29 protein-coding genes and 3 pseudogenes are annotated in these 22535 nt (G+C 72.9%); 18 read left to right on the top strand and 14 right to left on the bottom strand.

Annotation, left to right across the window (positions count from 1 at the left end; all coding sequences use genetic code 11):
* Positions 1 to 4 precede the first annotated feature (4 nt).
* Positions 5 to 181: a DUF6104 family protein gene (locus H0S67_RS08565; protein ID WP_180936248.1), complete on the top strand. Its 177-nt coding sequence runs from the start codon at positions 5 to 7 to the stop codon at positions 179 to 181.
* Positions 182 to 826: 645 nt separating this feature from the next.
* On the opposite strand, the gene H0S67_RS08560 is transcribed toward H0S67_RS08565, so the two are convergent.
* Both H0S67_RS08560 and H0S67_RS08555 read right to left on the bottom strand, forming a co-directional pair.
* Positions 827 to 1090, bottom strand: a complete 264-nt coding sequence (locus H0S67_RS08560; RefSeq protein ID WP_180936247.1) for a hypothetical protein — start codon at positions 1088 to 1090, stop codon at positions 827 to 829.
* 101 nt (positions 1091 to 1191) lie between these two features.
* Positions 1192 to 1395, bottom strand: coding sequence for a hypothetical protein (locus H0S67_RS08555; RefSeq protein ID WP_180936246.1), 204 nt, complete (start codon positions 1393 to 1395; stop codon positions 1192 to 1194).
* Positions 1396 to 1455: 60 nt separating this feature from the next.
* Between H0S67_RS08555 and H0S67_RS08550 the strand changes: the two genes are divergently transcribed.
* Both H0S67_RS08550 and H0S67_RS08545 read left to right on the top strand, forming a co-directional pair.
* Entirely contained in the window at positions 1456 to 2085 is a 630-nt protein-coding gene (locus H0S67_RS08550) for a TetR family transcriptional regulator (protein ID WP_180936245.1), read from the top strand.
* Positions 2086 to 2101: 16 nt separating this feature from the next.
* The gene (locus H0S67_RS08545; RefSeq protein WP_180936244.1) at positions 2102 to 2617 is read left to right on the top strand and encodes a nitroreductase family deazaflavin-dependent oxidoreductase; all 516 of its coding nucleotides are present in this window, start codon (positions 2102 to 2104) and stop codon (positions 2615 to 2617) included.
* A gap of 6 nt (positions 2618 to 2623) precedes the next feature.
* On the opposite strand, the gene H0S67_RS08540 is transcribed toward H0S67_RS08545, so the two are convergent.
* From H0S67_RS08540 to H0S67_RS08525, 4 genes are all read right to left on the bottom strand, one after another.
* The gene (locus H0S67_RS08540; RefSeq protein WP_180936243.1) at positions 2624 to 3322 is read right to left on the bottom strand and encodes an SDR family oxidoreductase; all 699 of its coding nucleotides are present in this window, start codon (positions 3320 to 3322) and stop codon (positions 2624 to 2626) included.
* Positions 3319 to 4287 carry a zinc-binding dehydrogenase gene (locus H0S67_RS08535; RefSeq protein ID WP_180936242.1) on the bottom strand — a complete coding sequence of 323 codons (969 nt, stop codon included), beginning with the start codon at positions 4285 to 4287 and terminating at the stop codon, positions 3319 to 3321. Before H0S67_RS08535 ends, H0S67_RS08540 begins: the two co-directional genes overlap by 4 nt.
* A gap of 23 nt (positions 4288 to 4310) precedes the next feature.
* Positions 4311 to 5489, bottom strand: a complete 1179-nt coding sequence (locus tag H0S67_RS08530) for an NAD(P)-dependent malic enzyme (protein WP_180936241.1) — start codon at positions 5487 to 5489, stop codon at positions 4311 to 4313.
* A 158-nt stretch (positions 5490 to 5647) separates the two neighbouring features.
* Positions 5648 to 6007: a S24/S26 family peptidase gene (locus H0S67_RS08525; protein WP_281368979.1), complete on the bottom strand. Its 360-nt coding sequence runs from the start codon at positions 6005 to 6007 to the stop codon at positions 5648 to 5650.
* Between the two features lie 49 nt (positions 6008 to 6056).
* Here H0S67_RS08525 and sodN point away from each other — a divergent pair, with 49 nt between their 5' ends.
* The 4 genes and pseudogenes from sodN (at position 6057) to H0S67_RS08510 (ending at position 7819) form a co-directional block, all read left to right on the top strand.
* Positions 6057 to 6458 carry a superoxide dismutase, Ni gene (gene sodN / locus H0S67_RS08520; protein WP_180936239.1) on the top strand — a complete coding sequence of 134 codons (402 nt, stop codon included), beginning with the start codon at positions 6057 to 6059 and terminating at the stop codon, positions 6456 to 6458.
* A gap of 160 nt (positions 6459 to 6618) precedes the next feature.
* Entirely contained in the window at positions 6619 to 6828 is a 210-nt protein-coding gene (locus tag H0S67_RS23365) for an ATP-binding protein (protein WP_219635580.1), read from the top strand.
* Between the two features lie 93 nt (positions 6829 to 6921).
* Positions 6922 to 7254: pseudogene (locus H0S67_RS24740) on the top strand (hypothetical protein); the annotation flags it as partial.
* Positions 7255 to 7285: 31 nt separating this feature from the next.
* Complete coding sequence (locus tag H0S67_RS08510; RefSeq protein WP_246355227.1) at positions 7286 to 7819, top strand: sigma-70 family RNA polymerase sigma factor; 534 nt, start codon at positions 7286 to 7288, stop codon at positions 7817 to 7819.
* Between the two features lie 5 nt (positions 7820 to 7824).
* Here the strand turns inward: H0S67_RS08510 and H0S67_RS08505 are convergent, their stop codons facing one another.
* The gene (locus H0S67_RS08505; protein ID WP_180936238.1) at positions 7825 to 8220 is read right to left on the bottom strand and encodes a hypothetical protein; all 396 of its coding nucleotides are present in this window, start codon (positions 8218 to 8220) and stop codon (positions 7825 to 7827) included.
* Positions 8221 to 8462: 242 nt separating this feature from the next.
* Here H0S67_RS08505 and H0S67_RS08500 point away from each other — a divergent pair, with 242 nt between their 5' ends.
* Positions 8463 to 8714 (top strand): WhiB family transcriptional regulator, encoded by a 252-nt coding sequence (locus H0S67_RS08500; protein ID WP_011755173.1) that lies wholly within the window; start codon positions 8463 to 8465, stop codon positions 8712 to 8714.
* Between the two features lie 49 nt (positions 8715 to 8763).
* On the opposite strand, the gene H0S67_RS08495 is transcribed toward H0S67_RS08500, so the two are convergent.
* Complete coding sequence (locus H0S67_RS08495) at positions 8764 to 10245, bottom strand: PAS domain-containing sensor histidine kinase (protein WP_180936237.1); 1482 nt, start codon at positions 10243 to 10245, stop codon at positions 8764 to 8766.
* Positions 10246 to 10311: 66 nt separating this feature from the next.
* Here H0S67_RS08495 and H0S67_RS08490 point away from each other — a divergent pair, with 66 nt between their 5' ends.
* From H0S67_RS08490 to H0S67_RS27990, 6 genes are all read left to right on the top strand, one after another.
* Complete coding sequence (locus tag H0S67_RS08490; RefSeq protein ID WP_180936236.1) at positions 10312 to 11163, top strand: DUF2785 domain-containing protein; 852 nt, start codon at positions 10312 to 10314, stop codon at positions 11161 to 11163.
* 10 nt (positions 11164 to 11173) lie between these two features.
* The gene (locus tag H0S67_RS08485) at positions 11174 to 12400 is read left to right on the top strand and encodes a thiamine pyrophosphate-binding protein (protein WP_246355226.1); all 1227 of its coding nucleotides are present in this window, start codon (positions 11174 to 11176) and stop codon (positions 12398 to 12400) included.
* Positions 12397 to 12897, top strand: a complete 501-nt coding sequence (locus H0S67_RS24735) for a thiamine pyrophosphate-dependent enzyme (protein WP_246355225.1) — start codon at positions 12397 to 12399, stop codon at positions 12895 to 12897. Before H0S67_RS08485 ends, H0S67_RS24735 begins: the two co-directional genes overlap by 4 nt.
* A 47-nt stretch (positions 12898 to 12944) precedes the next feature.
* Complete coding sequence (locus H0S67_RS08480; protein WP_246355224.1) at positions 12945 to 13397, top strand: GNAT family N-acetyltransferase; 453 nt, start codon at positions 12945 to 12947, stop codon at positions 13395 to 13397.
* Positions 13394 to 13792: a thioesterase family protein gene (locus H0S67_RS08475; protein WP_180936234.1), complete on the top strand. Its 399-nt coding sequence runs from the start codon at positions 13394 to 13396 to the stop codon at positions 13790 to 13792. Before H0S67_RS08480 ends, H0S67_RS08475 begins: the two co-directional genes overlap by 4 nt.
* Before the next feature lie 115 nt (positions 13793 to 13907).
* Positions 13908 to 13982 carry a 50S ribosomal protein bL37 gene (locus H0S67_RS27990; RefSeq protein WP_369759046.1) on the top strand — a complete coding sequence of 25 codons (75 nt, stop codon included), beginning with the start codon at positions 13908 to 13910 and terminating at the stop codon, positions 13980 to 13982.
* An 89-nt stretch (positions 13983 to 14071) separates the two neighbouring features.
* Here the strand turns inward: H0S67_RS27990 and rsrA are convergent, their stop codons facing one another.
* From rsrA to H0S67_RS08450, 5 genes are all read right to left on the bottom strand, one after another.
* Complete coding sequence (rsrA, locus tag H0S67_RS08470) at positions 14072 to 14416, bottom strand: mycothiol system anti-sigma-R factor (RefSeq protein WP_180936233.1); 345 nt, start codon at positions 14414 to 14416, stop codon at positions 14072 to 14074.
* Positions 14346 to 14981 (bottom strand): sigma-70 family RNA polymerase sigma factor, encoded by a 636-nt coding sequence (locus H0S67_RS08465; protein WP_180936232.1) that lies wholly within the window; start codon positions 14979 to 14981, stop codon positions 14346 to 14348. The genes rsrA and H0S67_RS08465 overlap by 71 nt, the downstream gene beginning before the upstream one ends.
* An 89-nt stretch (positions 14982 to 15070) precedes the next feature.
* Complete coding sequence (locus H0S67_RS08460) at positions 15071 to 15763, bottom strand: alpha/beta hydrolase family protein (RefSeq protein ID WP_180936231.1); 693 nt, start codon at positions 15761 to 15763, stop codon at positions 15071 to 15073.
* A complete protein-coding gene (locus H0S67_RS08455; RefSeq protein ID WP_180936230.1) occupies positions 15760 to 16524 on the bottom strand; it encodes an SOS response-associated peptidase in 765 nt (254 codons plus the stop codon). The genes H0S67_RS08460 and H0S67_RS08455 overlap by 4 nt, the downstream gene beginning before the upstream one ends.
* A 20-nt stretch (positions 16525 to 16544) precedes the next feature.
* Positions 16545 to 17321, bottom strand: coding sequence for a hypothetical protein (locus H0S67_RS08450; RefSeq protein WP_180936831.1), 777 nt, complete (start codon positions 17319 to 17321; stop codon positions 16545 to 16547).
* A gap of 338 nt (positions 17322 to 17659) precedes the next feature.
* Between H0S67_RS08450 and H0S67_RS08445 the strand changes: the two genes are divergently transcribed.
* The 4 genes and pseudogenes from H0S67_RS08445 (at position 17660) to rsgA (ending at position 22049) form a co-directional block, all read left to right on the top strand.
* Positions 17660 to 19084: a sigma-70 family RNA polymerase sigma factor gene (locus H0S67_RS08445; RefSeq protein WP_246355223.1), complete on the top strand. Its 1425-nt coding sequence runs from the start codon at positions 17660 to 17662 to the stop codon at positions 19082 to 19084.
* Between the two features lie 83 nt (positions 19085 to 19167).
* The gene (locus H0S67_RS08440; RefSeq protein ID WP_180936228.1) at positions 19168 to 19698 is read left to right on the top strand and encodes a DoxX family membrane protein; all 531 of its coding nucleotides are present in this window, start codon (positions 19168 to 19170) and stop codon (positions 19696 to 19698) included.
* Positions 19699 to 19779: 81 nt separating this feature from the next.
* Positions 19780 to 21064: pseudogene (aroA, locus tag H0S67_RS08435) on the top strand (3-phosphoshikimate 1-carboxyvinyltransferase).
* Positions 21061 to 22049 (top strand): annotated as a pseudogene (gene rsgA, locus H0S67_RS08430) (ribosome small subunit-dependent GTPase A). The pseudogenes aroA and rsgA overlap by 4 nt, the downstream one beginning before the upstream one ends.
* Positions 22050 to 22097: 48 nt before the next feature.
* Here rsgA and H0S67_RS08425 read toward each other — a convergent pair.
* A complete protein-coding gene (locus H0S67_RS08425) occupies positions 22098 to 22535 on the bottom strand; it encodes a DUF2231 domain-containing protein (protein ID WP_180936227.1) in 438 nt (145 codons plus the stop codon).

Here is a 22535-nt window from a genome sequence, read left to right as displayed (position 1 = left end):
GCGCGTGTACTTCACTGATCGCGGGATCGAGGAGCTCGAGAAGCGCCGGGGTGACGAAGAGGTCACCCTGGCCTGGCTCGCCGAGCGCCTCCAGGAGTTCACCGACACCCACCCCGAGTTCGAGACGGCCGTCGAGCGGTTCGCCACCTGGCTGGCCAGGCTCGACGACCCCGAGGACTAGAGCGTCGTGCCGCACCTGTCGGAGAACGAGGGCATCGTGGCCTACCCCGCCGCACCGTGGCCGCTGGTGGGCCAGCTGTTCCTGACGGTCTTCCGGCTGCCCGAGCCGGTCGGCGACCGACCGGCCGGGATCCACGGCGCCGCCTTCGTGAGCTACGAGGAGGGCAGCCCGCTGACCTACTCCGAGCTGCTCGTGGCCCGGCCGGTCGGCGGCTCTGCCGTCGAGATCGAGCAGATCTGGGTCGACTCCCCCGCCTCCATGACGGCGGACGGGAGCTCTGGGCGATCCCGAAGGAGCTGTGCGACTTCACCCTGGACAGCAGCCGCACCGGCCCGCTGTCCCGCACCGAGTGGTCGGCCGGCGTCGAGCGCCGCCCCATCGCCCACGCACGGTTCACCGACATATCCCGGGCCGGCGTACGCCTCCCTTTCCGGGGCGGGTCCGGCAGCCGTCGCTGGAGCCCGGTGGCCCCGAGGGTTCGGCCACCATGCGGGGCACCTCGCGAACCCTGCCCTGTCGCGCCCGCTGGGACTTCGCCCCCGACGGCCCGCTGGGCTGGCTGGCTCGCGCGCGGCCGTGGCGTCGGTCCGGATGGCGGACTTCCGGATGTCCTTCGGCTGACCGCCCCGCAGACCGGGTCAGCCGTCAGGCTGCGGGCGCTCCGCGCTGTGCCGCCACCTGCACGATGGTGCCGGGGTAGCAGCAGTTGCACAGGTGCACGAGATGGCCCACGAAGTGTGCGGGGACGCCATGCGCACGGGTGAGGTCGATGGTCAGCCGACAGGCGGTGCGCCTGAAGGCTCGCTCGACCTCCTCGTGCACCAGGGACCAGGCGTCACGGTCGAACTCGCCGGTGAGCTCGAGCGTGCTCGTGCCGACGTCGTAGTGGGAGGCGAATGTCGTGTCCATGTAGGTGGTCCTCGGTGCGGTCGAACGGCCAGGGTTCTCGTCCCCCGAGTGGTCTGTACCTACCCGACCTCCCGTGACCGCAACCACAGGTCTGGACCAGGTCACTCCTCGTGGTCGCCGGCGGCCTTCCGGGCCGAGTCGCGGATCTCGAAGATCTCCGTGGCGAAGCCGCCCAGCACCCCCGCCACGTCACGCACCGCGCCGGTGACGATCGCGGTCACCTGCCCCACCGTGGTGGCCGCCGCCTGCACGGCGTCTGGACCACGTCCCTTGCGGATCTCGGCCTTGCTCAGGTGGTCCCTCATGGCAGCCATCCTCACGCCTCGAGGGCCGCGTCCACAAATGCCTGCCTCTACGATCGCGGCATGGCGGAGGAGTACCGGACGAGGGTCGAGCGCAAGGAGCGCACCCGACGCGCCATCCTCGATGCGGCGCTGCGGCTCTCCGAGGAGAGCAGCCTGGGCGCACTCTCCCTGCGCCAGGTGGCCAAGGAGGTCGGCATCGTGCCCACCGCCTTCTACCGTCACTTCGAGTCCATCGAGGCACTCGGCCTGGCCCTGGTCGACGAGTCGTTCGCCTCGCTGCGCGCGATGCTCCGCGACGTACGCCGCGGCGACCCGGCGTTCGACGACATGGCCGACCGCTCGATCAACGTCCTCGTCGAGCACGTGCACCGGCAGCATGCCCACTTCCTCTTCATCGCTCGGGAGCGCGCCGCCGGTCCACCCGCGGTGCGGGAGGAGATCCGCCACCAGATCGAGCTCTTCGAGCGTGAGCTCGCGACGGACCTGGCGCGGCTGCCGGGCACCCAGTCGTGGTCGGCGGAGGACCTGGGCATCCTGTCGAACCTGATCGTCACCGCCCTGGTCGCGACCGCCGAGGCGATCCTGGGCGCCCCGGCCAGGCCGGACGCCGAGAAGGCCATCGTCGAGACTGCGCGCACCCAGCTGCGCATGGTGCTCGTCGGCGCGCTGAACTGGCGCTCGAAGCCCTGAGGCGTACCTTCGGCGCATGGTCCTCGCCTCCGACCTCGGCTACCGGGTCAAGCGTCCCAACGCCTTCCAGCGCCTCGTGCAGGAGTTCGCCTCGACGCGGTTCGGCGCCTGGGTGTTCGCCAGGACCCTGCGGCACCTCGACGACGCCCTCGGCCGGCTGACCGGTGGTCGCCAGAGCGTCCCGGAGCTCCTGGCCGGGCTCCCGGTCATCGACGTCACCTCCACCGGCCGCAAGTCGGGGCTGCGCCGCACCACCCACCTGATCTCGATTCCCACCGGCGACACGCTGGCGGTCCTCGGCACCAACTTCGGGCAGAGGGGGACGCCCGCCTGGGCGCTCAACCTCGAGGCGGACCCGCACGCCACCCTCACCTACCGCGGGACCACCGTCGACGTGGTCGCCCGGCCGGCGAGCGAGGCGGAGTACGCCGCGGTGCTGGCCGACTCGGCCGGCGTCTACGGCGGCTACCTGAAGTACGTCCAGCGGATCAGCGGACGCCGCGTCAGGATCTTCCTGTTCGAGCCTGTCTGAGCGCCCTCAGCGCACTCTCGGCGTGGGCCGGACCGTGACGTCCGGGATCGTGGAGTCGGCCGGCAGGTCGACCACGTGCAGGATCGTCGCGGCGACGGTGGCCGGGTCGCTCCACGCCGCTGCGTCGTACTCCTTGCCCTCCTGGGCGTGAACCTTCTCCTGCATCGGCGTCGCGGTGCGCCCCGGGTAGACCGTGGTCACCCGTACGCCGCGCTCCTGCTCCTCGCCGCGCAGCGCGTCGGCGAGCGCCCGGAGGCCGAACTTGGAGGCGGCGTAGCCCGACCACGTCGGGTTCGCGGACAGGCCGGCGCCGGAGTTGACGAAGACCACCGTGCCCCTGGCGGCCCGCAGCGCCGGGAGCAGCGCGCGGGTCAGCAGCGCCGGCGCGGTGAGGTTGACGTCGAGCTGCCGCTGCCAGCGCGCGAGGTCGAGCCCGGCGACCGGCTCGAGGTCGACGACGCCCGCGACGTGCAGCAGCGAGTCCAGGCGGTCGGGGAGATCGGCCACCGCCAGCGCACGCTCGAGCCCTCCCGGGTCAGCCAGGTCGGCCACCAGGGTCCGCGCACCGGGGTGAGCCGCCTCCAGCTCGGCGGCACGGGCCTCGCTGCGCGCGAGGAGCCACAGCTCGTCGCCCCGTGCGCGGAGCCGCGCCGCCAGGACGGCCCCGATGCCGGAGCCGGCACCCGAGACGACGTGCACGCTCACCGGGTGAAGACGATCTTGCCGAAGACGTCGCCCTCGGCCATCGCCGCGAACCCGTCGCGGGCCTGGTCCATCGGGAGGGTGCGGTCGATCAGCGGTCGCGCGCCCGAGGCGTCGAGCAGGCTGACCAGCGAGGCGAGGTCCGTGCGGGTGCCCATGGTGGAGCCGATGACGCTCAGCTGCAGGAAGAAGATCCGTGTCAGCTCGGCGTCGTCGAGCTTCGGACCCGAGGTGGTGCCGGAGATGACGATCTTGCCGCCGGGACGCAGCGCGCGGATGGAGTGCGACCAGGTGGCGCGGCCGACGGTCTCCATGACGGCGTCGACCTTGACCGGGAGCCGCGCCCCGGACTCGAAGACCTCGTGGGCGCCGATCTCCAGCGCGCGGGCCCGCTTCGCCTCGTCGCGGCTGGTGGCGAGCACGCGCAGGCCGCCAGCCCGGGCCAGCGTGATCAGCGCGGTGGCGACGCCGCCGCCGGCGCCCTGCACCAGCACCGTGTCCCCGGGCTTGAGGTCGCCCTGGGTGAAGAGCATCCGGTACGCCGTGAGCCAGGCCGTCGGCAGGCAGGCGGCCTCCTCGAACGACAGCGACTCCGGCTTGGCGATCACGTTGCCGCGGGGCACCACGACCTTGTCGGCGAAGGTGCCCTGGTGGCGCTCGGAGAGCAGCGACCGCTTCGGGTCGAGCGTCTCGTCCCCGGTCCACGACGGGTCGCTCACGACGGCGTGCACCAGCACCTCGTTCCCGTCCTCGTCGTGGCCGGCGGCGTCGCAGCCGAGGATCATCGGCAGCGACTCCTCGCGCAGGCCGACGCCACGCAGCGACCAGAGGTCGTGGTGGTTGAGCGAGGCGGCCTTGACCGTCACGGTGGTCCACCCCTCGGGGGCCTCCGGGTCGGGCCGCTCCCCCAGCACCAGGCCGGACAGCGGGTCGTCGGTGGAGAACTTCTCGGCGTAGACGGCGAACATGCCCGCCAACCTATCGAGCCGCTCTAACGACGCGCGACGCCGTCTCGGCGAGCGGCCTCGGCCACGGCGGTGGCCACGGCCGGACCCACGCGCGGGTCGAACGGGGACGGGATCACCAGGTCCGGGGCGAGGTCGTCGCCCACCAGCTCGGCGAGCGCGTCGGCCGCGGCGAGCTTCATCCCCTCGGTGATCGCGGTGGCGTGGACGTCGAACGCGCCCCGGAAGATCCCCGGGAAGGCCAGCACGTTGTTGATCTGGTTCGGGAAGTCCGACCGGCCGGTGGCGACCACCCGGGCGTGCCGGTGGGCGACGTCGGGATGGACCTCGGGGACAGGGTTCGCCAGGCCGAAGATGATCGCGTCGGGCGCCATCGTGGCGACGTACTCCTCCGGCACGGTGCCGCCCGAGACCCCGATGTAGACGTCGGCCCCGACCAGCACGTCGGCCAGGGAGCCGGAGCGCCCGTAGTTGTCGGCCGTGTCGACGGCCAGCGCGCGCTTGACCGGAGTCAGGTCACCGCGAGCGGAGCTCAGCACGCCCTTGCGGTCGGTGACCGCCAGGTCCTTGATCCCGGCCTCGAGCAGGATCCGCGCAACCGCGACGCCGGCCGCGCCGGCGCCGGAGATCACCACGCGGGTCGACTCGGGGTTGCGCCCGGTCAGCCGCAGCGCGTTCTTGAGGGCGGCCAGCGCGACCACGGCGGTGCCGTGCTGGTCGTCGTGGAAGACCGGGATGTCGAGCCGCTCCTTGAGCCGCTGCTCGATCTCGAAGCAGCGCGGAGCCGAGATGTCCTCGAGGTTGATCCCGCCGAAGCTCGGCGCCAGCCGGGCCACGGTCTCGATGATCTCCTCGACGTCGGTGGTGTCCAGGCAGATCGGCACCGCGTCGACGTTGCCGAACTGCTTGAACAGCACCGCCTTGCCCTCCATCACGGGCATCGCGGCCGCGGGACCGATGTCGCCGAGGCCGAGGACGGCCGTGCCGTCGGTGACGACCGCGACCGTGTTCGGCACCCAGGTGTAGTGCTGGGTCAGTGACGGGTCGGCCGCGATCGCCTCACACACGCGGGCGACACCCGGCGTGTATGCCAGCGACAGGTCGTCGCGGCCGGTGAGCGAGACGGTCGGGGCGATCTCCATCTTGCCGCCGACGTGCAGGTCGAAGACCGGGTCACCGGTGTGCGGGTGCGACTCAGCTTCCATGACCAATCTGACTCTCCAGGCGCGGGGCCGTCGGGGGACGAAGGGTGGTCCAGCTCGACGCGGAAAGGGTGGTTCGCGGAACTCGTCGGACCAGGGGATCTCCCTGGGGCCAGTCTGGCACAGGCGTCCCGGGCCGCCGGGCACCGTCCACGGACAGGTCAGCGCGGACGCCCGGGGCGCGGCCAGACCCGCGCCAGCACGACCGCACGCACGGCGTCGTCGGTGATCGCCCCGCGGTGGCGCGAGTCGACCCCCTCTGCGGGGTTGTCGCTGAGCAGCCACCAGGCCGGGGCGCCGGTGCGGGAGGTACGCCGCTCCACGGCCCGCTTGACGGCCAGGGTGCCGTCCGGGAAGCACGCCAGGACGAGAGCGCCCGGCCGCACGGGTGCGGCGTACCTGACCAGCAGCAGGTCACCAGGTCGAAGGGTGGGCGTCATCGAGGCGCCGCGCACCCGCGCGAGGCCGAATGAAGGCCACCGCGAGGGGTACGAAACCTCCCCCTGTGGACGACTCGGCACCGGAGTAGTGTCGCAGTCGACACGTCGTTCCCCCATGAGAGGACACTGGATGTTCGCGCGACTTTTCGCACCCACCGTCGAGGTCTCGGCCCACTGCGACCTGCCCTGCGGTGTCTACGACCCGGCACAGGCCCGCATCGAGGCCGAGTCGATCAAGGCGATCATCGCCAAGGTCGCGGACAATGACGACCCCGACTTCCGCACCCGCGCGATCCTGATCAAGGAGCAGCGCTCGGAGCTCGTCAAGCACCACCTGTGGGTGCTGTGGACCGACTACTTCAAGCCCCCGCACTTCGAGAAGTACCCCCAGCTCCACACCCTCGTCAACGAGGCGACCAAGCTCGCCGGCGCCTCCGGCACCAAGGGCGAGCTCGACGCGGCCAAGGCCGACGAGCTGCTCGCCAAGATCGACGAGATCGCCGAGATCTTCTGGGAGACCAAGAAGGCCTGAATCCGACATGTGTGACGGGGTCGGCCACCGGGTACACCACCCGGGGGCCGGCCCCCACTAGTCTGCAGCGCGAGACCCATCCCCACGGAGGACTACGACGATGTCATTGAGGGGCCCACTGACCGGGCCGGCGAGCGGTCATTCCCAGGACCGCGCGGACGTGGAGCTCAAGGTTCCCGCCGACAGCGCCTACGTGTCAGTGCTGCGGACCACCACGGCGGGCCTGGCCGCACGGCTCGACTTCCCGATCGACGACATCGAGGACCTGCGCATCGCCGTCGGCGAGGCGACGCGATGGTGCTGCCGGAGGCCGACGAGGCCGCCGACCTCCTGTGCCAGTTCTTCATGCGCCCGGGACGGCTCACCGTGAACGTCGGGGTCGACTCGACCCACGGCGCCCTGCCCGACTACGACAGCTTCGCCTGGCAGGTCCTCACGACCCTGGCCACGAGCGCGTCGGCCGATGCCAAGGAAGGGCGCTTCACGATCACGCTCACCATGGGTCGGGCCATCCGGAGGTCGGCCCCTGACATGGATCTCGACATCACGGGGACGAGAGCGGCGGCCCTGCGACCGGCCCTGCGACCGGCCCTGCGACCGGCGTCGAGCTCACCCGACGTCGCAGCGCGGAGCTCTTCGTCACGTTTCGCGACGAGACGGCCACCCAGGCCAGCCGCGAGGGCGCTCGCGACGCACTCGTGCACCTGCACCTCCCGCTGGTCGAGCACTGTGCGCGCAGGTTCCGCACCGTGGCGAGCCCTTCGAGGACCTCGTCCAGGTAGGCACGATCGGGCTGATCAAGTCGATCGACCGCTTCGACTCGGACCGTGGCGTGGAGTTCTCCACCTACGCCACCCCCCCATCATCGGTGGATCAAGCGCTACTTCCGCGACAAGGGCTGGGCGATCCGGGTGCCGCGACGGCTCCAGGAGCTGCGCATGCAGATCGGCGCCACCACGGCCGAGCTGACCCAGTCCCTGGGCCGCTCCCCCACCCCGCGCGAGCTCGCGGAGAGCATCGGCTGCACGGTCGAGGAGATCGTGGAGGGCATCGAGTCGAGCAACGCCTACTCGACGCTGTCGCTGGACGCCAGCGACGACAGCGACGACGGGGCCGCGTCGATGCTCGACGCCATCGGCGTCGACGACCACAACCTCGAGCACGTCGAGATCCGCGAGTCGATCAAGCCCCTGCTCGACCGGCTCGCTCCGCGCGAGAAGAAGATCCTGCTGCTGCGGTTCTTCAAGAACATGACCCAGTCGCAGATCGCCGACGAGATCGGCGTCTCCCAGATGCACGTCTCGCGACTGCTCAACCGCACCCTCGACCAGCTGCGAGCCTCGCTGGAGGAGTCCGGCTGAGCCCCTCAGGGCTCCTGACGGGGCCCGTCGGAGAGGGAGTCGATGCTCGCCGGGTGCAGGATCCCGGCCAGCACGACCAGCGCCACCACGGCCAGCGCGATCGCCGCCCAGGTTCCCTCGCCACCCCGCAGGCTCCAGGCCATCCCCAGCCAGATCAGCTGCGCGAGCACGATCGGGCTCCGGGCCCAGGAGCTGCCGTGGGTGACCGACCAGGCACACAGGAGCAGCCCGACGCCGTACGCCGCGAAGAATCCCGTCGTCGTCAGCCCCAGGGCCACCCGGTCCGAGGACAGGTTGGCCAACTCCAGGACGCCCAGGACGAGCACCAGCCCGCCCTCGATCGCGACCAGGGAGGCGGCGACGACGAGAGGGGCGGGCCGGTCGGTAGACTGTGTGCTCACGACGCCCAGCCTAGAGATGGGGCGTAGAGACCGCCGAAGCCGTGCCCCGGAGCCGCCGCCGGTCGGTGTGACGCTTGTGACGAAGAAGACCGCGCGCAGGGGTTGTTTAACGGTCCAAGAGTTGCCACGCTAGACGACGCGCTCGTGAACGTCTTCACATCACCCCGCAAGCACGGGCGCGCGCAGGGCTGTGAGAACTCCTGACCTGTACGAACGTAGAAGGAAGTAGGGATCCCCCAGCCATGGATTGGCGCCACCGTTCCGCCTGCCTCGACGAGGACCCGGAGCTGTTCTTCCCGATCGGCAACACCGGTCCGGCCATCCTCCAGATCGAGGAGGCCAAGCAGGTGTGCCGACGCTGCGAGGTGCGCGAACAGTGCCTCGCGTGGGCGCTCGAGGCTGGCCAGGACCACGGTGTCTGGGGCGGCCTCAGCGAGGACGAGCGGCGTGCCCTGAAGCGCCGCAACGCCCGGGCCCGCGTCCGCACCGCCTGATCCGTCGAGAGCCCCGTCCGGTCTCGCACGTCGAGGCCTCGGGCGGGGCTCACTCGAGCGGCAGGTCCAGCGCCGCCCGGGTTCCCCGCCCTCCCGGAGCCGGCCCCACCTCCAGCTGGCCTCCGAGCTCCGACTCCACCAGCGTCCGCACGATCGAGAGCCCGAGGTTCGTCGACACGTCGAGGTCGAAGCCTTCCGGCAGTCCCCTCCCGTCGTCGTCGATGCTGACGTGCAGCCGGCCGACCAGCCGTCGCACGGTCACCAGGATCTCGCCACCCGGCGCATCCCCCTCGGCCTGCTCGGCGTAGCCGTGCTCCACGGCGTTCTGCAGCACCTCCGTCAGCACCATCGCCAGGGCCGTCGCGACCTCTGACGGGAGGACGCCGAAGCGCCCGTCCCGGCGTACCCGCACGCGGTCGCCGACGGCGCTGACCTCGGTGACCATCCGCCCCAGCCGGTCGGCGACCTCGTCGAAGTCGACCTGCTCCTCGACCGCCTCGCTCAGCGTCTCGTGGACGATCGCGATCGACCCGACGCGGCGCACGGCCTCCTCGAGGGCCGATCGGGCCGGCTCCGAGTCCATCCGGCGAGCCTGGAGGCGCAGCAGCGCGGCCACCGTCTGGAGGTTGTTCTTCACCCGGTGGTGGATCTCGCGGATGGTGGCGTCCTTGGTCACCAGCTCGCGGTCGCGGCGCCGCAGGTCGGTGACGTCCCGCACCAGGATCAGGGCCCCGATGTGGTCGCCCTGCGGCCGCAGCGGGATCGCCCGCACGATGAGGGAGGCCTCGTCCGTGCCGATCTCGGTGTCGCGGTGTGCGCGGCCGCCCAGGACAGCGCTCAGCGTCTCCTCGTCGGGCCGGCGGCGCGGTGGCACCAGCGAGCGCGTCAGCTCCGCCAGCGAGAGGCCGGCGAGGTCACCGGACAGCCCGAGGCGCCGGTAGACCGACAGCGCGTTGGGGCTCGCGTAGACCACCCGGCCCTGCGCGTCGACCCGCAGGAACCCGTCACCGACGCGGGGCGAGTCGGCGTGGTCGCTGCGCTGGCCCGGGGCCGGGAAGTAGCCGTGGGCGATCATCTGGGTCAGGTCGGCCGCGGTCTGCAGATAGGACAGCTCCAGGCGGCTCGGGGTGCGGACGCCGAGGAGGTTGGTGTTGCGCGCCACGACGGCGATCACCCGTCCGCCTCGGCGGACCGGGATCGTCTCCACCCGCACGGGCACGTCGTCCCGCCACTCGGGGTCGCCCTCGCGGACCAGCCGTCCCTGCGCCCAGGCCATGTCCAGCATCGGCCGCCGGCCCACGGGGACGAACGTGCCGACCACGTCGTCGACGTACGCCGTGGGGCCGGTCGTGGGCCGCATCTGCGCTCCCGCCCAGAACCCCTGGGCCTCGCGATCGGGCAGCCACAGCACCAGGTCCGCGAACGAGAGGTCCGCGATGATCTGCCAGTCGGCCTGCAGCAGCTGCAGCCAGGCCACGTCCTCCTCGTCGAGGTCCGTGTGGCTGCGGACGAGCTCGGTCAGCGACGGCACGGGCACAGGTCTATCACCAGGGACCACCGGGCGTGTCGCCGCGCGGGCTTTGGCAGGATGTCCCCCATGTCGGGGTCGTACTGGAGCCAGGTTCACGCTGAGGGACTCGCAGTCCCCTCGGACCGCCCGCTCGACGACCTGACCGCCGAGCTGACCCGGATGCTCGGATCACCGGACCCGGCGCTGCGCGACGGGACCGCCTACCCGACGCTGGCCACCTGGGTGGACCGGGGCGTCTACGACGACCTGCTGGCGGGCCTCGGCGACGGCATGGCCGCGGGGCTGCGCGTCGGGGTGGGCGAGATCGACACCGACACCGTCTTCCGGCGCAGCTTCTCCGTCCTGGTCCTGGCCGAGTGCATCGAGCGGGACAACGGCCGGCCGCTGCTCCCGGGCGGGAAGATCCTCGAGTGGGGCGACCGGATCGCCACTTGGCTTCTGCGCGAGCGCGACCTGCGTGGCTTCGTGCCGGGCAAGGGCTGGGCGCACGCCGTCGCCCACGGCGCCGACGCGCTGGGCACCCTGGCGAAGTCGCCGCACGTGGCCACCCCCGAGCTGACCGTGGTGCTCGACGTGATCGCCGACCGGGTGCTGCTCCCGGTCGACCGGCTGTTCACCGCCGGGGAGCCGGATCGGCTGGCGCTGGCGACGATGAAGGTGCTGCGCCGCAACCTGGTCCCGCTGCGGGTGCTCGAGCCCTGGATCGCCCGCCTGGCCGCGACCGCCGGCACGCAGGGGTCCTACGACGACCGCGACCCGTTCCTCGTCGGGGGGAACGCCCAGGCCTTCCTCCGGGCGCTGCACCTGCAGCTCGTGCTCGGGCCCAAGCCGCCCGAGGTCCGCTCCGACCTGCTGCTGGTGCTGGTGCAGGCACTGAAGGCGACCAACCCCCACTACCTGGCCGCTACGCCCGAGTAACATTCGCCGCATGAGCGACGCTGTGATCCAGGACACCGGCGGGACCGACCAGCCCGAGGACGCCGTGACGGAGGGGATCAGCGGTCACGCCGGCCAGCTGGCGGTCGCGGTCGCGCGGGCCCACGGCGTCGAGACGCTCTTCACGCTCTCGGGCGCCCACGTCTTCCCGATGTACGACGGTGCCGTCACCGCCGACCCGCCGATGCGCCTGCTCGACGTGCGCCACGAGCAGACCGCCGCCTTCGCGGCGGAGGCCACCGGCAAGCTGACCCGTGTCCCCGGCCTCGCCGTGCTGACCGCGGGACCGGGCGTGACGAACGGCGTCAGCGCCATCGCCCAGGCCCAGTTCGCCGGCTCCCCCATGGTCGTGGTCGGCGGCCGGGCCCCCGCCAACCGATGGGGCAGCGGCAGCCTCCAGGAGCTCGACCAGCCGCCGATCCTGGCGACGATCTCCAAGCTGGCCCGCACCCTCCACACCGCGGACGACGTCCTCGACGGCATGCACGAGGCCTTCACTGCGGCCGGCTCGTCCCACCGCGGGCCCGTCTTCGTCGACGTGCCGATGGACGAGTTCTTCAGCAGCGCCTCCGGCCCCGCGCCGGCGCCGCTGACCGGCCGCGGCGCCGACCCGGACCCGGACGCGGTCACCGAGATCGCCGAGCTGCTCGCGGCCGCCACCCGGCCCGTGCTGGTGCTCGGCACGGACGTGTGGGCCGACCGCGCGGAGGAGGCGGCGCTGCGCTTCGTCGAGGCCGCGGGCATCCCCACCATCACCAACGGCATGGGCCGCGGCGTGGTCCCGGGCGGGCACCCGCTGCTCGTCACCAAGGCCCGGGGCCGGGCCCTCGGCGGGAGCGACCTCGTGGTCGTGGTCGGCACGCCCCTGGACTTCCGGCTCGGGTACGGCGTCTTCGGCGGGTCCTCCGGACCGGACGGGGCAGCGTCGGCACCGGCCCAGGTCGTGCACGTCGCCGACTCCCCCGGCCAGGTCTCCGGCCACGCCGATCTCGCCGCATCGGTCAGCGGCGACCTCACCGCGGTCTTCGACGGGCTCCTGGCGGGGCTCGACCAGGTGGTCCGCCGGCCGGACTGGTCGGCGTGGGTCGAGGACCTCCGGGGCGCCGTCGCGAGCGCCACCGAGCGCGACGCCGCCCTCTGGCCGCCGAGGCAGACCCGATCCACCCCGCACGCATCTACGGCGAGCTGGTCCCCCGGCTGGCCGACGACGCGGTCGTGATCGGCGACGGCGGCGACTTCGTCAGCTTCGCCGGCAAGTTCGTGGAGCCTCGACGACCCGGCGGCTGGCTCGACCCCGGGCCCTACGGCTGCCTCGGGGCGGGTCTCGGTGCCGCCATCGCCGCGCGCCTGGCGCGCCCGTCCTCGCAGGTGGTGCTGCTGCTGGGCGACGGAGCCGCCGGCTTCTCGCTGATGGACGTCGACACCCTCGTCCGGCACGGGCTGCCGGTCGTCATGGTGATGGGCAACAACTCGGCCTGGGGCCTCGAGAAGGCGCCGATGCAGATGCTCTACGGCTACGACGTGGCCGCCGACCTCGCCCCCCGCACGGCGTACCACGAGGTGGTGCGGGCGCTCGGCGGCGCCGGGGAGACGGTGACCGACCCGCGCCAGATCGGGCCGGCGCTGGACCGGGCCTTCGCCTCCGGCGTGCCCTACCTGGTCAACGTCATCACCGACGTCGAGGCCGCCTACCCGCGCAACACGTTCGGGATCTGAGGCCTCGGGTGCGACTGCGACGGGCGACCCCGCGCGACCACGAGGCCGTGGGTGAGGTGACGGTCGCGGCGTACGAGTCGTTCACGCTCGGGCCCACCGACCCCTACGTCGAGCACCTGCGCAACGCGGCCGCCCGCGACCTCGAGGCGGAGCTGTGGGTCGCGACGCCCGACAACGGTGACGAGATCCTCGGCACCGTCACCATCTGCCGCGAGGGATCGCCCTGGCGCGAGCTGGGCGGGCACGACGAGGGCGAGTTCCGGATGCTCGCGGTCGCGCCGGGGGCCCAGCGGTCGGGCGTGGGCGAGGCGCTGGTGCGGCTGGTGATGGACCGGTTCCGCGAGGAGGGCGCCACCGCCATCGTGATGTCGTCCCTGCCGCAGATGGCCGACGCCCACCGGCTCTACGAGCGCCTCGGCTTCGAGCGCACCCCGGAGCGGGACTGGAAGCCGGTCCCCCACGTCCAGCTCATCGCCTACCGCCTGGACCTGGTCGCATGACCGCCGCGAGCCCGCCGAGCGGGGAGGCCCGCCTCCGCTTCACCGTCACCGACGTCGACACCGCAGCCGCGGTCGGGTCGGGCAGCCTGCCCGTGCTGGGCACCCCGCGCCTTCTCGCCTGGTGCGAGGCCGCCACCTGCGCCGCGATCGAGGACTCGCTTCCTCCGGGGGCGACCAGCGTCGGCACCCGCGTCGCGCTGGAGCACCTCGCCGCCAGCCCGGTCGGCCAGGAGGTCGAGGTGACGGCGTCCACGGCGTACGTCGACGGGCGGCTGCACCGCTTCGCCGTAGCCGCGCGCCACGTGGGCGCGGACGGGGCCGGCGGCAAGGTCGTGGCCACGGGTGAGGTCACCCGGGTCGTGGTCGACGCCGAGCGGTTCCTCTCGCGGCTCTGAGGCGTCACGCGTGAGCCGGATTTCGCGTGGCGGACGGCATTTGAGAGGATGGACGACGGCCCCTCGCCCGGCAGTTCCCGCGGGGGCGATGAACTGAACCGAACCGGAGGACACCATGGGCAAGACCGGCCGCAAGCGTCGCGCTCGCAAGAAGAAGGGCGCGAACCACGGCAAGCGCCCCAACGCCTGAGCGCTGCTACTGACGTAGCGAACGAACGAGCCCCCGACCAGCAGGTCGGGGGCTCGTCACGTTCGTGCGAAGAACGGGTCCGGAGGACCTCAGCCCTCGCTGATCCGGACCTGCACCTCGCGGATCCGGAACATCACCCGGTCACGCAGCTCCTGCGGGGCGGACTCGGAGCAGGACCGCGCCACGACGGCCTTGACCGTGCGCTGCAGGTCGTACTTCTCCAGGCAGGGGTTGCACGCGTCGAGGTGGAGCCGGACGGCCGAGCAGTCGGCCTCGTCGAGCTCGTTGTCGAGGAAGTAGACGATGCGCTCGAGGAAGTCGGCGCAGTCGCTGGTGGACGGCTCGTGGTGGTCGTGTGCGTGCTCACGACTTGCCTCCCTCGCGGCCGACGGCGAGCAGGTCGTTGGTGCGTACGTAGTCCGAGAGCATGTCACGCAGCTGGCGGCGGCCCCGGTGGAGCCGGGACATGACGGTGCCGATGGGTGTCTCCATGATCTCGGCGATCTCCTTGTAGGCGAATCCCTCGACGTCGGCGAGGTAGACAGCGAGCCGGAACTCCTCCGGGAGCCGCTGGAGGGCGTCCTTGACCTGCGAGTCGGGCAGGTGCTCGAGCGCCTCCATCTCCGCCGACCGCAGTCCCCTCGAGGTGTGGGACTCCGCCCGGGCGAGCTGCCAGTCCTCGACGTCCTCGGACATCGACTGCTGCGGCTCGCGCTGCTTCTTGCGGTAGGAGTTGATGAAGGTGTTGGTGAGGATGCGGTAGAGCCAGGCCTTGAGGTTGGTGCCGGGCCGGAACTGGTGGAACGACGAGTACGCCTTGGCGAAGGTCTCCTGCACCAGGTCCTCGGCGTCCGCGGGGTTGCGCGTCATCCGCATGGCAGCCGAGTAGAGCTGGTCCAGGAAGGGAAGGGCGTCACGCTCGAACCGTGCCGAGCGCTGCTCGTCGGTCTCGGTGGCCGGGTCCACGACCTCGTCGGGCAGGTTCAGGGAGTCAGTCATCGTCCCCCAGTCTAGGTCGTCGCCCCTGCGCGGCGCGGGGACGCGGCTGGTGGACGGTTCCAGGATGGCAAGCACACCCGCACAACGCCTCAGGTGTCGAGCCCATTCCCGCCCGGTGACCCGTGCGCCACACCGGGTCGCTGCCGGGCGCTGCCCGTCACTTCGCGCACGATCCACTCCAGGGTCGCCTCCACCACGATCTCCATGGCGTCGTCCTGGGACACCGGCCCACGCGCCAGCACCTTCAACGAGTGGTCGGCCGACGGGACGACCGCCATCTCGACGTCGGCGGGGAACTCCTCGGGCCTTCCCATCGTGTCGCGCTCGCCCTGGATCACCAAGGTGGGGACGCGGGCCCCGCGCAGCTCCGGGAGCCGCGACTTCTCCGGGTGGCCCGGAGGATGAAGGGGGAACGCCAGCGCCAGGCAGCCCACCGCTCCCAGGTCCCGCGCGCAGCGCGCCGCCGACCGGGCACCCGCCGACCGGCCGCCGACGACCATGGGGGTGCGAACACGCAGCTGGTTGGCCGCGGCGACCAGCGCCTCGTCCAGGCTCTTCGGCGACGTCGCCACCTTGCGGCCGGCGACCTTCCACGGCTGCTCGAAGCGCACCACCGTGATCCCGTTGCGCGGCAGGTTGCGGGCCAGCGCCTCGAGGTCCCGGGTGTCGATGCCGTTGCCGGCGCCGTGGCTGACCAGCAGGGTGGCCAACGGGTGGCGGGACCGGTCGGTCACCAGCCTGCCGTCGCCGTGCGGGGTGGCGACGATGCGCTCGGTGCTCAACTCAGGGCCTCCTCTGCCGGGATGGGCTCGACCAGCTCCGGACCGTTGTTGCGCACGTTGCTCACCGCCGTGGAGACGGGGAACGCCTCCAGCCGGCCGGGAGCGGCCGGGACCAGCAGCCCCAGCAGGTCGTCGCGGTCCGCGACGGTCGGGTCGAGCCACTGCTGCCAGCGGTCCCGCTCGACGAGCAGCGGCATCCGGTCGTGGATGTGCCCCACGGCGTCCTCGGCCTCCGTGGTCAGCACCGTGCACGTCCAGCGGAACCGCTCGGGGTCGTCGTCGTCGCGCGTGGGATCGCGCCAGATCTCGTAGAGGCCGGCCATCGCCAGCACCCCGCCGTCCGCGGGCCGGATGAAGAACGGCTGCTTGCGGGGCTTGCCCGACTTGGTGAGCTGCTGGGTCGGGTACCACTCGAAGTAGCCGTCGGCGGGCAGCAGGCAGCGGCGCTTCGCGAACGCACGCTTGTACGCCGGCTTCTCCGCGACGGTCTCCATCCGGGCGTTGATCATCCGGTTGCCGATCGCGGGGTCCTTCGCCCACGAGGGCACCAGCCCCCAGCGCAGCACCCGCAGCTGGCGCTCCGGCGGCTGCTCCTCACCGGACTCGTCCGCCCGGGGCGGCCGCTCGACGACGGCGTACACCTCCTTGGTGGGCGCCACGTTGTAGTCGGGCGCGAGCGGCTCGGCGACCCGGTTGTCCTCGATCTCGAACTCCTCGACGAGGTCCTCCGGACGCCGGCTCGACGCGTAACGACCGCACATGGGCGCCAGCCTAGGTGCTGTCAGCCCCTCGCGAGCTCGTCCAGCAGCGCGGCGGCGGCACCGTCCGTCCCGGGGAGGCCCTCGATCCACACCCGTACGGGCGGACCGAGCTCCTCGAGCATCCGGGTCAGCACGGCGACCCGCGGCCCCAGTCGGTCCCGACGGGCCAGGACAGCGACGCGCGTGGCCCCCACGCGGCCGATGGTCTCGCTGCCGGCGAAGACGAGCCGGGCCGTGGCTCCGAGCTGGCCCAGCAGCAGGGAGCCGGTCAGGTCGTCGGTGCGGGACGGAGCATCACCCTCACCGCGCAAGGACGGCGCCTCGATCATCACCAGGGCGTGTCCGTCGCGTGTGGACCGTCTGCCCCCCAGATCGCCCACGGCCAGGTCGCCCACGGCCAGGTCCCAGTCCCCCCGGTAGAGGTCGGCGAGGCGTCCCCGGAGGTGCGGCATGCTCGCGAGCCCGGTGAGCGGGTCGTCGCAGGCGAGCCGGTGCAGGTAGGTCAGCGTGGCGTCGGACCAGGCGACCGCGACCGCACGGGCAGCCGCGTGGTCGGGGTCCCGGCCGGTGACCGCGCGAGCGGTGCGGGCGAGCGCCTCGAGCGCCTCGTCGAGCGAGGTCCCCCGGGCGGCGAGGAGGCGCCCCACGGCCTCGCAGGGCGCCTCCACTCCCCCACCCGAGGCGAGGGCCTCCCCTACCGCCTCGAAGAGCGGCGGCAGTGCCTGCCGCTGCTCCTCGGACAGCTCCCCCCTTGCCCCGGGGTCGTCCGCGGGACGGCGCGCCCTCGTCGCGAACATCCCCACGGCTGCTCCTCCCGGTCCCGGTTCTCGGGGTAGTGACGGCGCGGGCGGGTGGCCATGACGCGGTACGGCGCATTTTCGTGGCGGGCGTCACGAGAACTCGTTCGTGATCTTTCGGGACTTCGCGCGTTGGACCTCCGTGAGCACCACGCTGCCCAGGGCCGACGCCCCCGCGGACGCCGAGCTGATCTCGGCGGTCCGGGGTGGGGACGTGCACGCGTTCGGGCCCCTGTTCGAGCGGCACGTCGAGGCCGCCCGGCGTCTCGCGCGCCAGCTGGTGTCGGGGGCCGGACGTAGACGACCTGGTCTCCGACGCCTTCGCCAAGGTGCTCGGCGTGCTCCAGCGCGGCGGCGGGCCCGACCTCGCGTTCCGGGCCTACCTGCTGACGGCCGTCCGCCGCCTCCACGTGGACCGGATCCGCGCCGGCGCCCGGCTCCATCCCACCGACGACCTGACCCCGTTCGACCCCGGGGTCCCCTTCCGCGACACCGCGATCGAGGGCTTCGAGAACGCCGCGGCCGCGCGCGCCTTCGCGTCGCTGCCCGAGCGCTGGCAGCTCGTGCTGTGGCACACCGAGGTGGAGGGGCAGAAGCCCGCCGAGGTCGCGCCCCTGCTGGGGCTGAGCCCCAACTCGGTGTCCGCGCTGGCCTACCGGGCCCGCGAGGGTCTCCGCCAGGCGTTCTTGTCGATGCACGCCCAGGACACCGCCGACGCGACCTGCCTGTGGGCCCAGGAGCACCTCGGCGCCCACGTCCGTGGCGGGCTGTCGCGACGCGACTCCTCGCGGGTCGAGCGCCACCTCCTGGAGTGCCGGCGGTGCACGGCCGTCTACCTCGAGCTCCTCGAGATCAACAGCGGCCTGTCCGGACTGCTAGCACCCCTGCTCCTCGGCGGGGCCGCGGCGGCGTACGTCGGAGCGTCGTACACCGGAGCGGCGGCCGGCGCCGCGTCGTCGGGCGGACTGTCGCTGCTCCTCGGGCGGGCCCGCGACCTCGTCGTGACACACACGCCCGCGACCGCCGTCGCCGGGATCGCAGCCTCGACGGTGGTGGTGGGGACGCTGCTGCATCCCTTCGCGCCGACCCAGCCGGGTCACGTCCGGACCGTGCCTGCCTCGGAGGCCGGGCCGGAGAGCCGTGGGGCCGGTCGTGGGAGGGATGCGCGTCGATCGCCCGACCCGTCCCACCACCGCGGCATGCGTGCGCCGGCGCCCGGGGCCGGCCACCCTGCCGCCGTCCCGGTCGCCGACACCACCGGTCCGACGCCGGCGCCGGACCACCCGGCGAGCCCCTCCTCGGGCCAGCACCCGTCCGGCGGGCCGTCGACCCAGCCGCCCTCCGCCCAGCCCCCGTCCGGCCAACACACGCAGCCGCCGCCCAGCCAGCCGGTCGACGATCCCGGCTCCACCGCGGCACCGCCGGACAGCGTCGACCTCATGGTCGTCGCCACGGCCTCGCCCGTCCTGGGAGCCGGTGGCCGGGTCGACGTCACGGTGACCGGGCTCGGGCCGGGGCAGGTCGCCGACCTGGACGTCAGCGCCGACCACACCTCGGTGACCCTGGCGCCCGACCCACGCTGCACCGGCATCGGGACCGGTCACGGGAGCTGCCGGGTGACCGGCAGCCCGGCGACGTTCACCTTCGCGGTCGGGGCGCTGCCGGACGCGCCGACGACGCTGACCTTCACGGTCCGACCCGAGGGCTCTGTCACGGAGTCCGACCCCTCGGACAACACCGCCCGCGTCCGGCTCGGCCCCTGAGCAGTCCCTGGGCAGAGTCCGACCCGGGCAAGGTCCGACCCCGGTCGAGGTCTGACCCGGGCTCGATCGGGTATGAAGGTGCCATGACCGTCAGCCGAATGATCGCCCGTCCCATGCTCGCCTCGATGTTCGTGGTCGGTGGGGTCAACGCCCTGCGCAACGCCCCCGCCCTGGCCAAGAAGGCCGGCCCCGTCGGCGACAAGCTCGTGCCCATGATCCGCAAGGCCGCTCCCTCGCTCCCGCTGCCGGAGGACCCGGTGACGCAGGTGCGCGTCAACGCCGTCGTGCAGCTCGGCGCGGCCGCGGCCCTGGCCACCGGGCGCGCGCCTCGCCTCTCGTCCGCGGTCCTCGCGGCCTCGCTGGTGCCGACCACCCTCGCCGGCCACCGCTTCTGGGAGGCCCCCGACAAGGACACCCGCACCCAGCAGCAGCTCCACTTCTTCAAGAACGTCTCCATGCTCGGCGGGCTGATCATCGCCGCCGGCGACACCGACGGGAAGCCCGGTGTCGCCTGGCGCGCCCGCCGCGTCGCCAAGGACGCGCGCCGCGAGGCCAGGCACCTGGCCCAGTCGGCGCGGCAGGAGGCCAAGCTGGCCAAGGCCAAGGTCAGCTGAGCGAGCGGTCTCACGGGTCCGGGCACGCGTACGGCGACCCGCGCCAGCGTCGTTAGTCTTGCGCGAGTGACGACGCCGACCGTGCCCGACCCGTGGCCCGCGCCCCGTGCCGCGACTCCCGTCGAGGCCACCGTCTCGCTGCCCGGGAGCAAGTCCCTGACCAACCGGGCCCTGGTGCTGGCCGCCCTGGCCGACGGCCCGTCGACGGTCGGCCGGGCCCTGCGGTCGCGCGACACGACGCTGATGGCCGCCGCGCTCACCGCCCTGGGGTCGACCGTCGACACCACCGGCGAGGACTGGGTCGTCCGTCCCGGCGCCTTCGACCGTGACGCCGGCGTCGACTGCGGGCTCGCGGGGACCGTGATGCGCTTCGTCCCCCCGGTCGCCGGTCTGTCGCGTGGCTCCGTCGCGTTCGACGGCGACCCGCACATGCGCTCGCGCCCCGTCGGCGAGGTGCTCACGGCGCTGCGCTCGCTGGGCGTGAGCATCGACGACGGCGGCACCGGCTCGCTGCCCTTCACCGTGCGCGGCACCGGAGCGGTCCGCGGCGGCCGGGTGGTGGTCGACGCCTCTGCGTCGTCGCAGTTCATCTCGGCGCTCCTCCTCGCCGGTGCGCGCTACGACCACGGCGTGGACGTCCGCCACGACGGCAAGCCGGTGCCCTCACTCCCCCACATCGACATGACGGTGGCAATGCTGCGCCGGCACGGGGTCGAGGTGGACGACGCCGATCCCGACCGCTGGGCCGTCGCACCGGGGCCGGTCCTGGCCGTCGACCACGTGATCGAGCCGGACCTGTCCAACGCCGCGCCGTTCCTCGCCCTGGCCGCCGTGTCCGGCGGGTCCGTCACCGTGCGTGACTGGCCGGAGAGCACGACGCAGGCGGGCGACGCGCTGCGCGAGATCCTGGCGCGGATGGGCTGTCGCGTCGAGCGGGTCGAGGACGGCCTGCGCGTGAGCGGCACCGGGACGCTGGAGGGCATCGACGTCGACCTGCACGACGTCGGCGAGCTGGCGCCGGCCGTCGCCGCGCTGTGCGCCGTCGCCTCGTCGCCGTCCCACCTGCGCGGGATCGCGCACATCCGCGGGCACGAGACCGACCGGCTGGCGGCACTGGCCACCGAGCTCGGAGCGCGCGGCGCCGACGTCGTCGAGCACGCCGACGGACTGAGCCTGCGCCCCGCGACGCTGAACGGGGGTGTCTTCCACACCTACGCCCGACCACCGGATGGCCCACGCCGGGGTCATCGTCGGCGCGGCGGTCGACGGCGTCCTCGTCGAGAACATCGCGACCACCGGGAAGACCTTCCCCGACTTCGCAGGCTTCTGGTCCCGTCTGCTCACCCGCGAGGACGCCCCGGGATGAGCGGTCGCTACAGCGAGCACGACCACGAGCACTACGAGCGCCCTCGGCGACACACCCGGCCCCGGACCAAGGAGCGGCCGCGCTACGACGACGCCGTCGACGGCGTGGTCGTCACCGTCGACCGCGGCCGATTCACGCTGCTCATCGACGGCACCAGGGTGATGGCGATGAAGGCGCGCCCGCTGGGCCGCAAGGGGGTCGTCGTCGGCGACCGGGTGCGCGTCGTCGGTGACACCTCGGGCGCCGTGGGCAGCCTGGCGCGGATCGTCGAGGTGACCGAGCGGCTGACCACGCTGCGCCGTACCGCCGAGGACGACGACCCCGTCGAGCGGGTCATCGTGTCCAACGCCGAGCAGCTGGTCATCGTGACCGCGCTGGCCGACCCCGAGCCGCAGCCACGGCTGATCGACCGCGCGCTGGTCGCGGCGTACGACGCCGGGATGCAGCCGCTGCTGTGCCTGACGAAGGCCGACCTGGCCGACCCCGAGACGTTGCTCTCGACCTACCGCTCCCTGGGCGTGCCCTGGGTGGTCACCAGCCGCGGCGGCGACCTCACCGCGCTCCGGGACCGCCTCCGCGAGCGGACCAGCGTGCTGGTCGGCTCCAGCGGCGTCGGCAAGTCCACCCTGGTCAACGCCCTCGTGCCCGACGCCGGGCGCGACGTGGGGCACGTGAACGCCGTGACCGGGCGGGGACGGCACACCTCGACGTCGGCCTTCATGCTCGCGCTGCCGGATCTCGAGGGCTGGATCATCGACACCCCCGGCATCCGGTCGTTCGGCCTGGCGCACGTGCAGCCCGAGGACCTGATCGGGGCCTTTCCCGACCTCGACGAGATGACCGGGGACTGCCCGCGGGGGTGCACGCACGGCGAGGACGAGCCGGAGTGCGGACTCGACGACGCGGTCACGGCGGGCGGGCGGACCCCGAGCGGGTGTCGTCGTTCCGGCGGCTGCTCGCCGCCCGCAGCGACCCTGCGTACTGATGGGAGTACTGACCGGCGTACTGACGGAGGTACTGGCGGGCCGGGGCGCTACTGACCCCAGACCGCCCGTGCACCGGCGTCGCCGGTGAGCACCACCATGACCAGCGTGGCGAGCGCCGAGACGCCGAGCGCGGCGGCGAGCAGGAGGCGCACGGCCCCGGTGCGGGTGTGCAGCCAGGCCGACGCGATCGCCACGACGGTGAACACGAAGGTCACCACCAGGGTCACCTTGGCGCGGGCACGGTGCGTCGACACGCCCGGAAGCTGGGCGAGCTCGGGACGCTGGGTCAGGAAGTAGCGGCCGGTGAGGTACGCCGCCAGCACCGACACGCCGGCCACCAGGGCGAGGCCGAGCATCGGCCAGCGCAGGCCGTCGCGGCGGCCCGGGAGCGCGACGTAACCGACCGCCAGCAGGGCGGCCAACGGCCCGAAGACGACGGCCGCATGCACCACGAGCGGATGCAACGGGAGACCGTTGACCTCCAT

Source organism: Nocardioides ungokensis, assembly GCF_013466985.1.
In the GTDB taxonomy this organism is placed as follows: Bacteria; Actinomycetota; Actinomycetes; order Propionibacteriales; family Nocardioidaceae; genus Nocardioides; species Nocardioides ungokensis.
The sequence above is the reverse complement of the archived record's forward strand: the minus strand, read 5'-3'. Positions and strand labels throughout refer to the sequence as shown.

Bases quoted from the DNA above. Each gene is read 5' to 3' on its own strand.
- H0S67_RS08560 (WP_180936247.1), bottom strand. From the start codon at position 1,090: ATGGACACGACATTCGCCTCCCACTACGACGTCGGCACGAGCACGCTC.
- H0S67_RS08555 (WP_180936246.1), bottom strand. From the start codon at position 1,395: ATGAGGGACCACCTGAGCAAGGCCGAGATCCGCAAGGGACGTGGTCCA.
- H0S67_RS08550 (WP_180936245.1), top strand. From the start codon at position 1,456: ATGGCGGAGGAGTACCGGACGAGGGTCGAGCGCAAGGAGCGCACCCGA.
- H0S67_RS08545 (WP_180936244.1), top strand. From the start codon at position 2,102: ATGGTCCTCGCCTCCGACCTCGGCTACCGGGTCAAGCGTCCCAACGCC.
- H0S67_RS08535 (WP_180936242.1), bottom strand. From the start codon at position 4,287: ATGTTCGCCGTCTACGCCGAGAAGTTCTCCACCGACGACCCGCTGTCC.
- H0S67_RS08530 (WP_180936241.1), bottom strand. From the start codon at position 5,489: ATGGAAGCTGAGTCGCACCCGCACACCGGTGACCCGGTCTTCGACCTG.
- sodN (WP_180936239.1), top strand. From the start codon at position 6,057: ATGTTCGCGCGACTTTTCGCACCCACCGTCGAGGTCTCGGCCCACTGC.
- H0S67_RS08500 (WP_011755173.1), top strand. From the start codon at position 8,463: ATGGATTGGCGCCACCGTTCCGCCTGCCTCGACGAGGACCCGGAGCTG.
- H0S67_RS08490 (WP_180936236.1), top strand. From the start codon at position 10,312: ATGTCGGGGTCGTACTGGAGCCAGGTTCACGCTGAGGGACTCGCAGTC.
- H0S67_RS08485 (WP_246355226.1), top strand. From the start codon at position 11,174: ATGAGCGACGCTGTGATCCAGGACACCGGCGGGACCGACCAGCCCGAG.
- H0S67_RS08475 (WP_180936234.1), top strand. From the start codon at position 13,394: ATGACCGCCGCGAGCCCGCCGAGCGGGGAGGCCCGCCTCCGCTTCACC.
- H0S67_RS08465 (WP_180936232.1), bottom strand. From the start codon at position 14,981: ATGACTGACTCCCTGAACCTGCCCGACGAGGTCGTGGACCCGGCCACC.
- H0S67_RS08455 (WP_180936230.1), bottom strand. From the start codon at position 16,524: ATGTGCGGTCGTTACGCGTCGAGCCGGCGTCCGGAGGACCTCGTCGAG.
- H0S67_RS08450 (WP_180936831.1), bottom strand. From the start codon at position 17,321: ATGTTCGCGACGAGGGCGCGCCGTCCCGCGGACGACCCCGGGGCAAGG.
- H0S67_RS08440 (WP_180936228.1), top strand. From the start codon at position 19,168: ATGACCGTCAGCCGAATGATCGCCCGTCCCATGCTCGCCTCGATGTTC.
- H0S67_RS08425 (WP_180936227.1), bottom strand. From the start codon at position 22,535: ATGGAGGTCAACGGTCTCCCGTTGCATCCGCTCGTGGTGCATGCGGCC.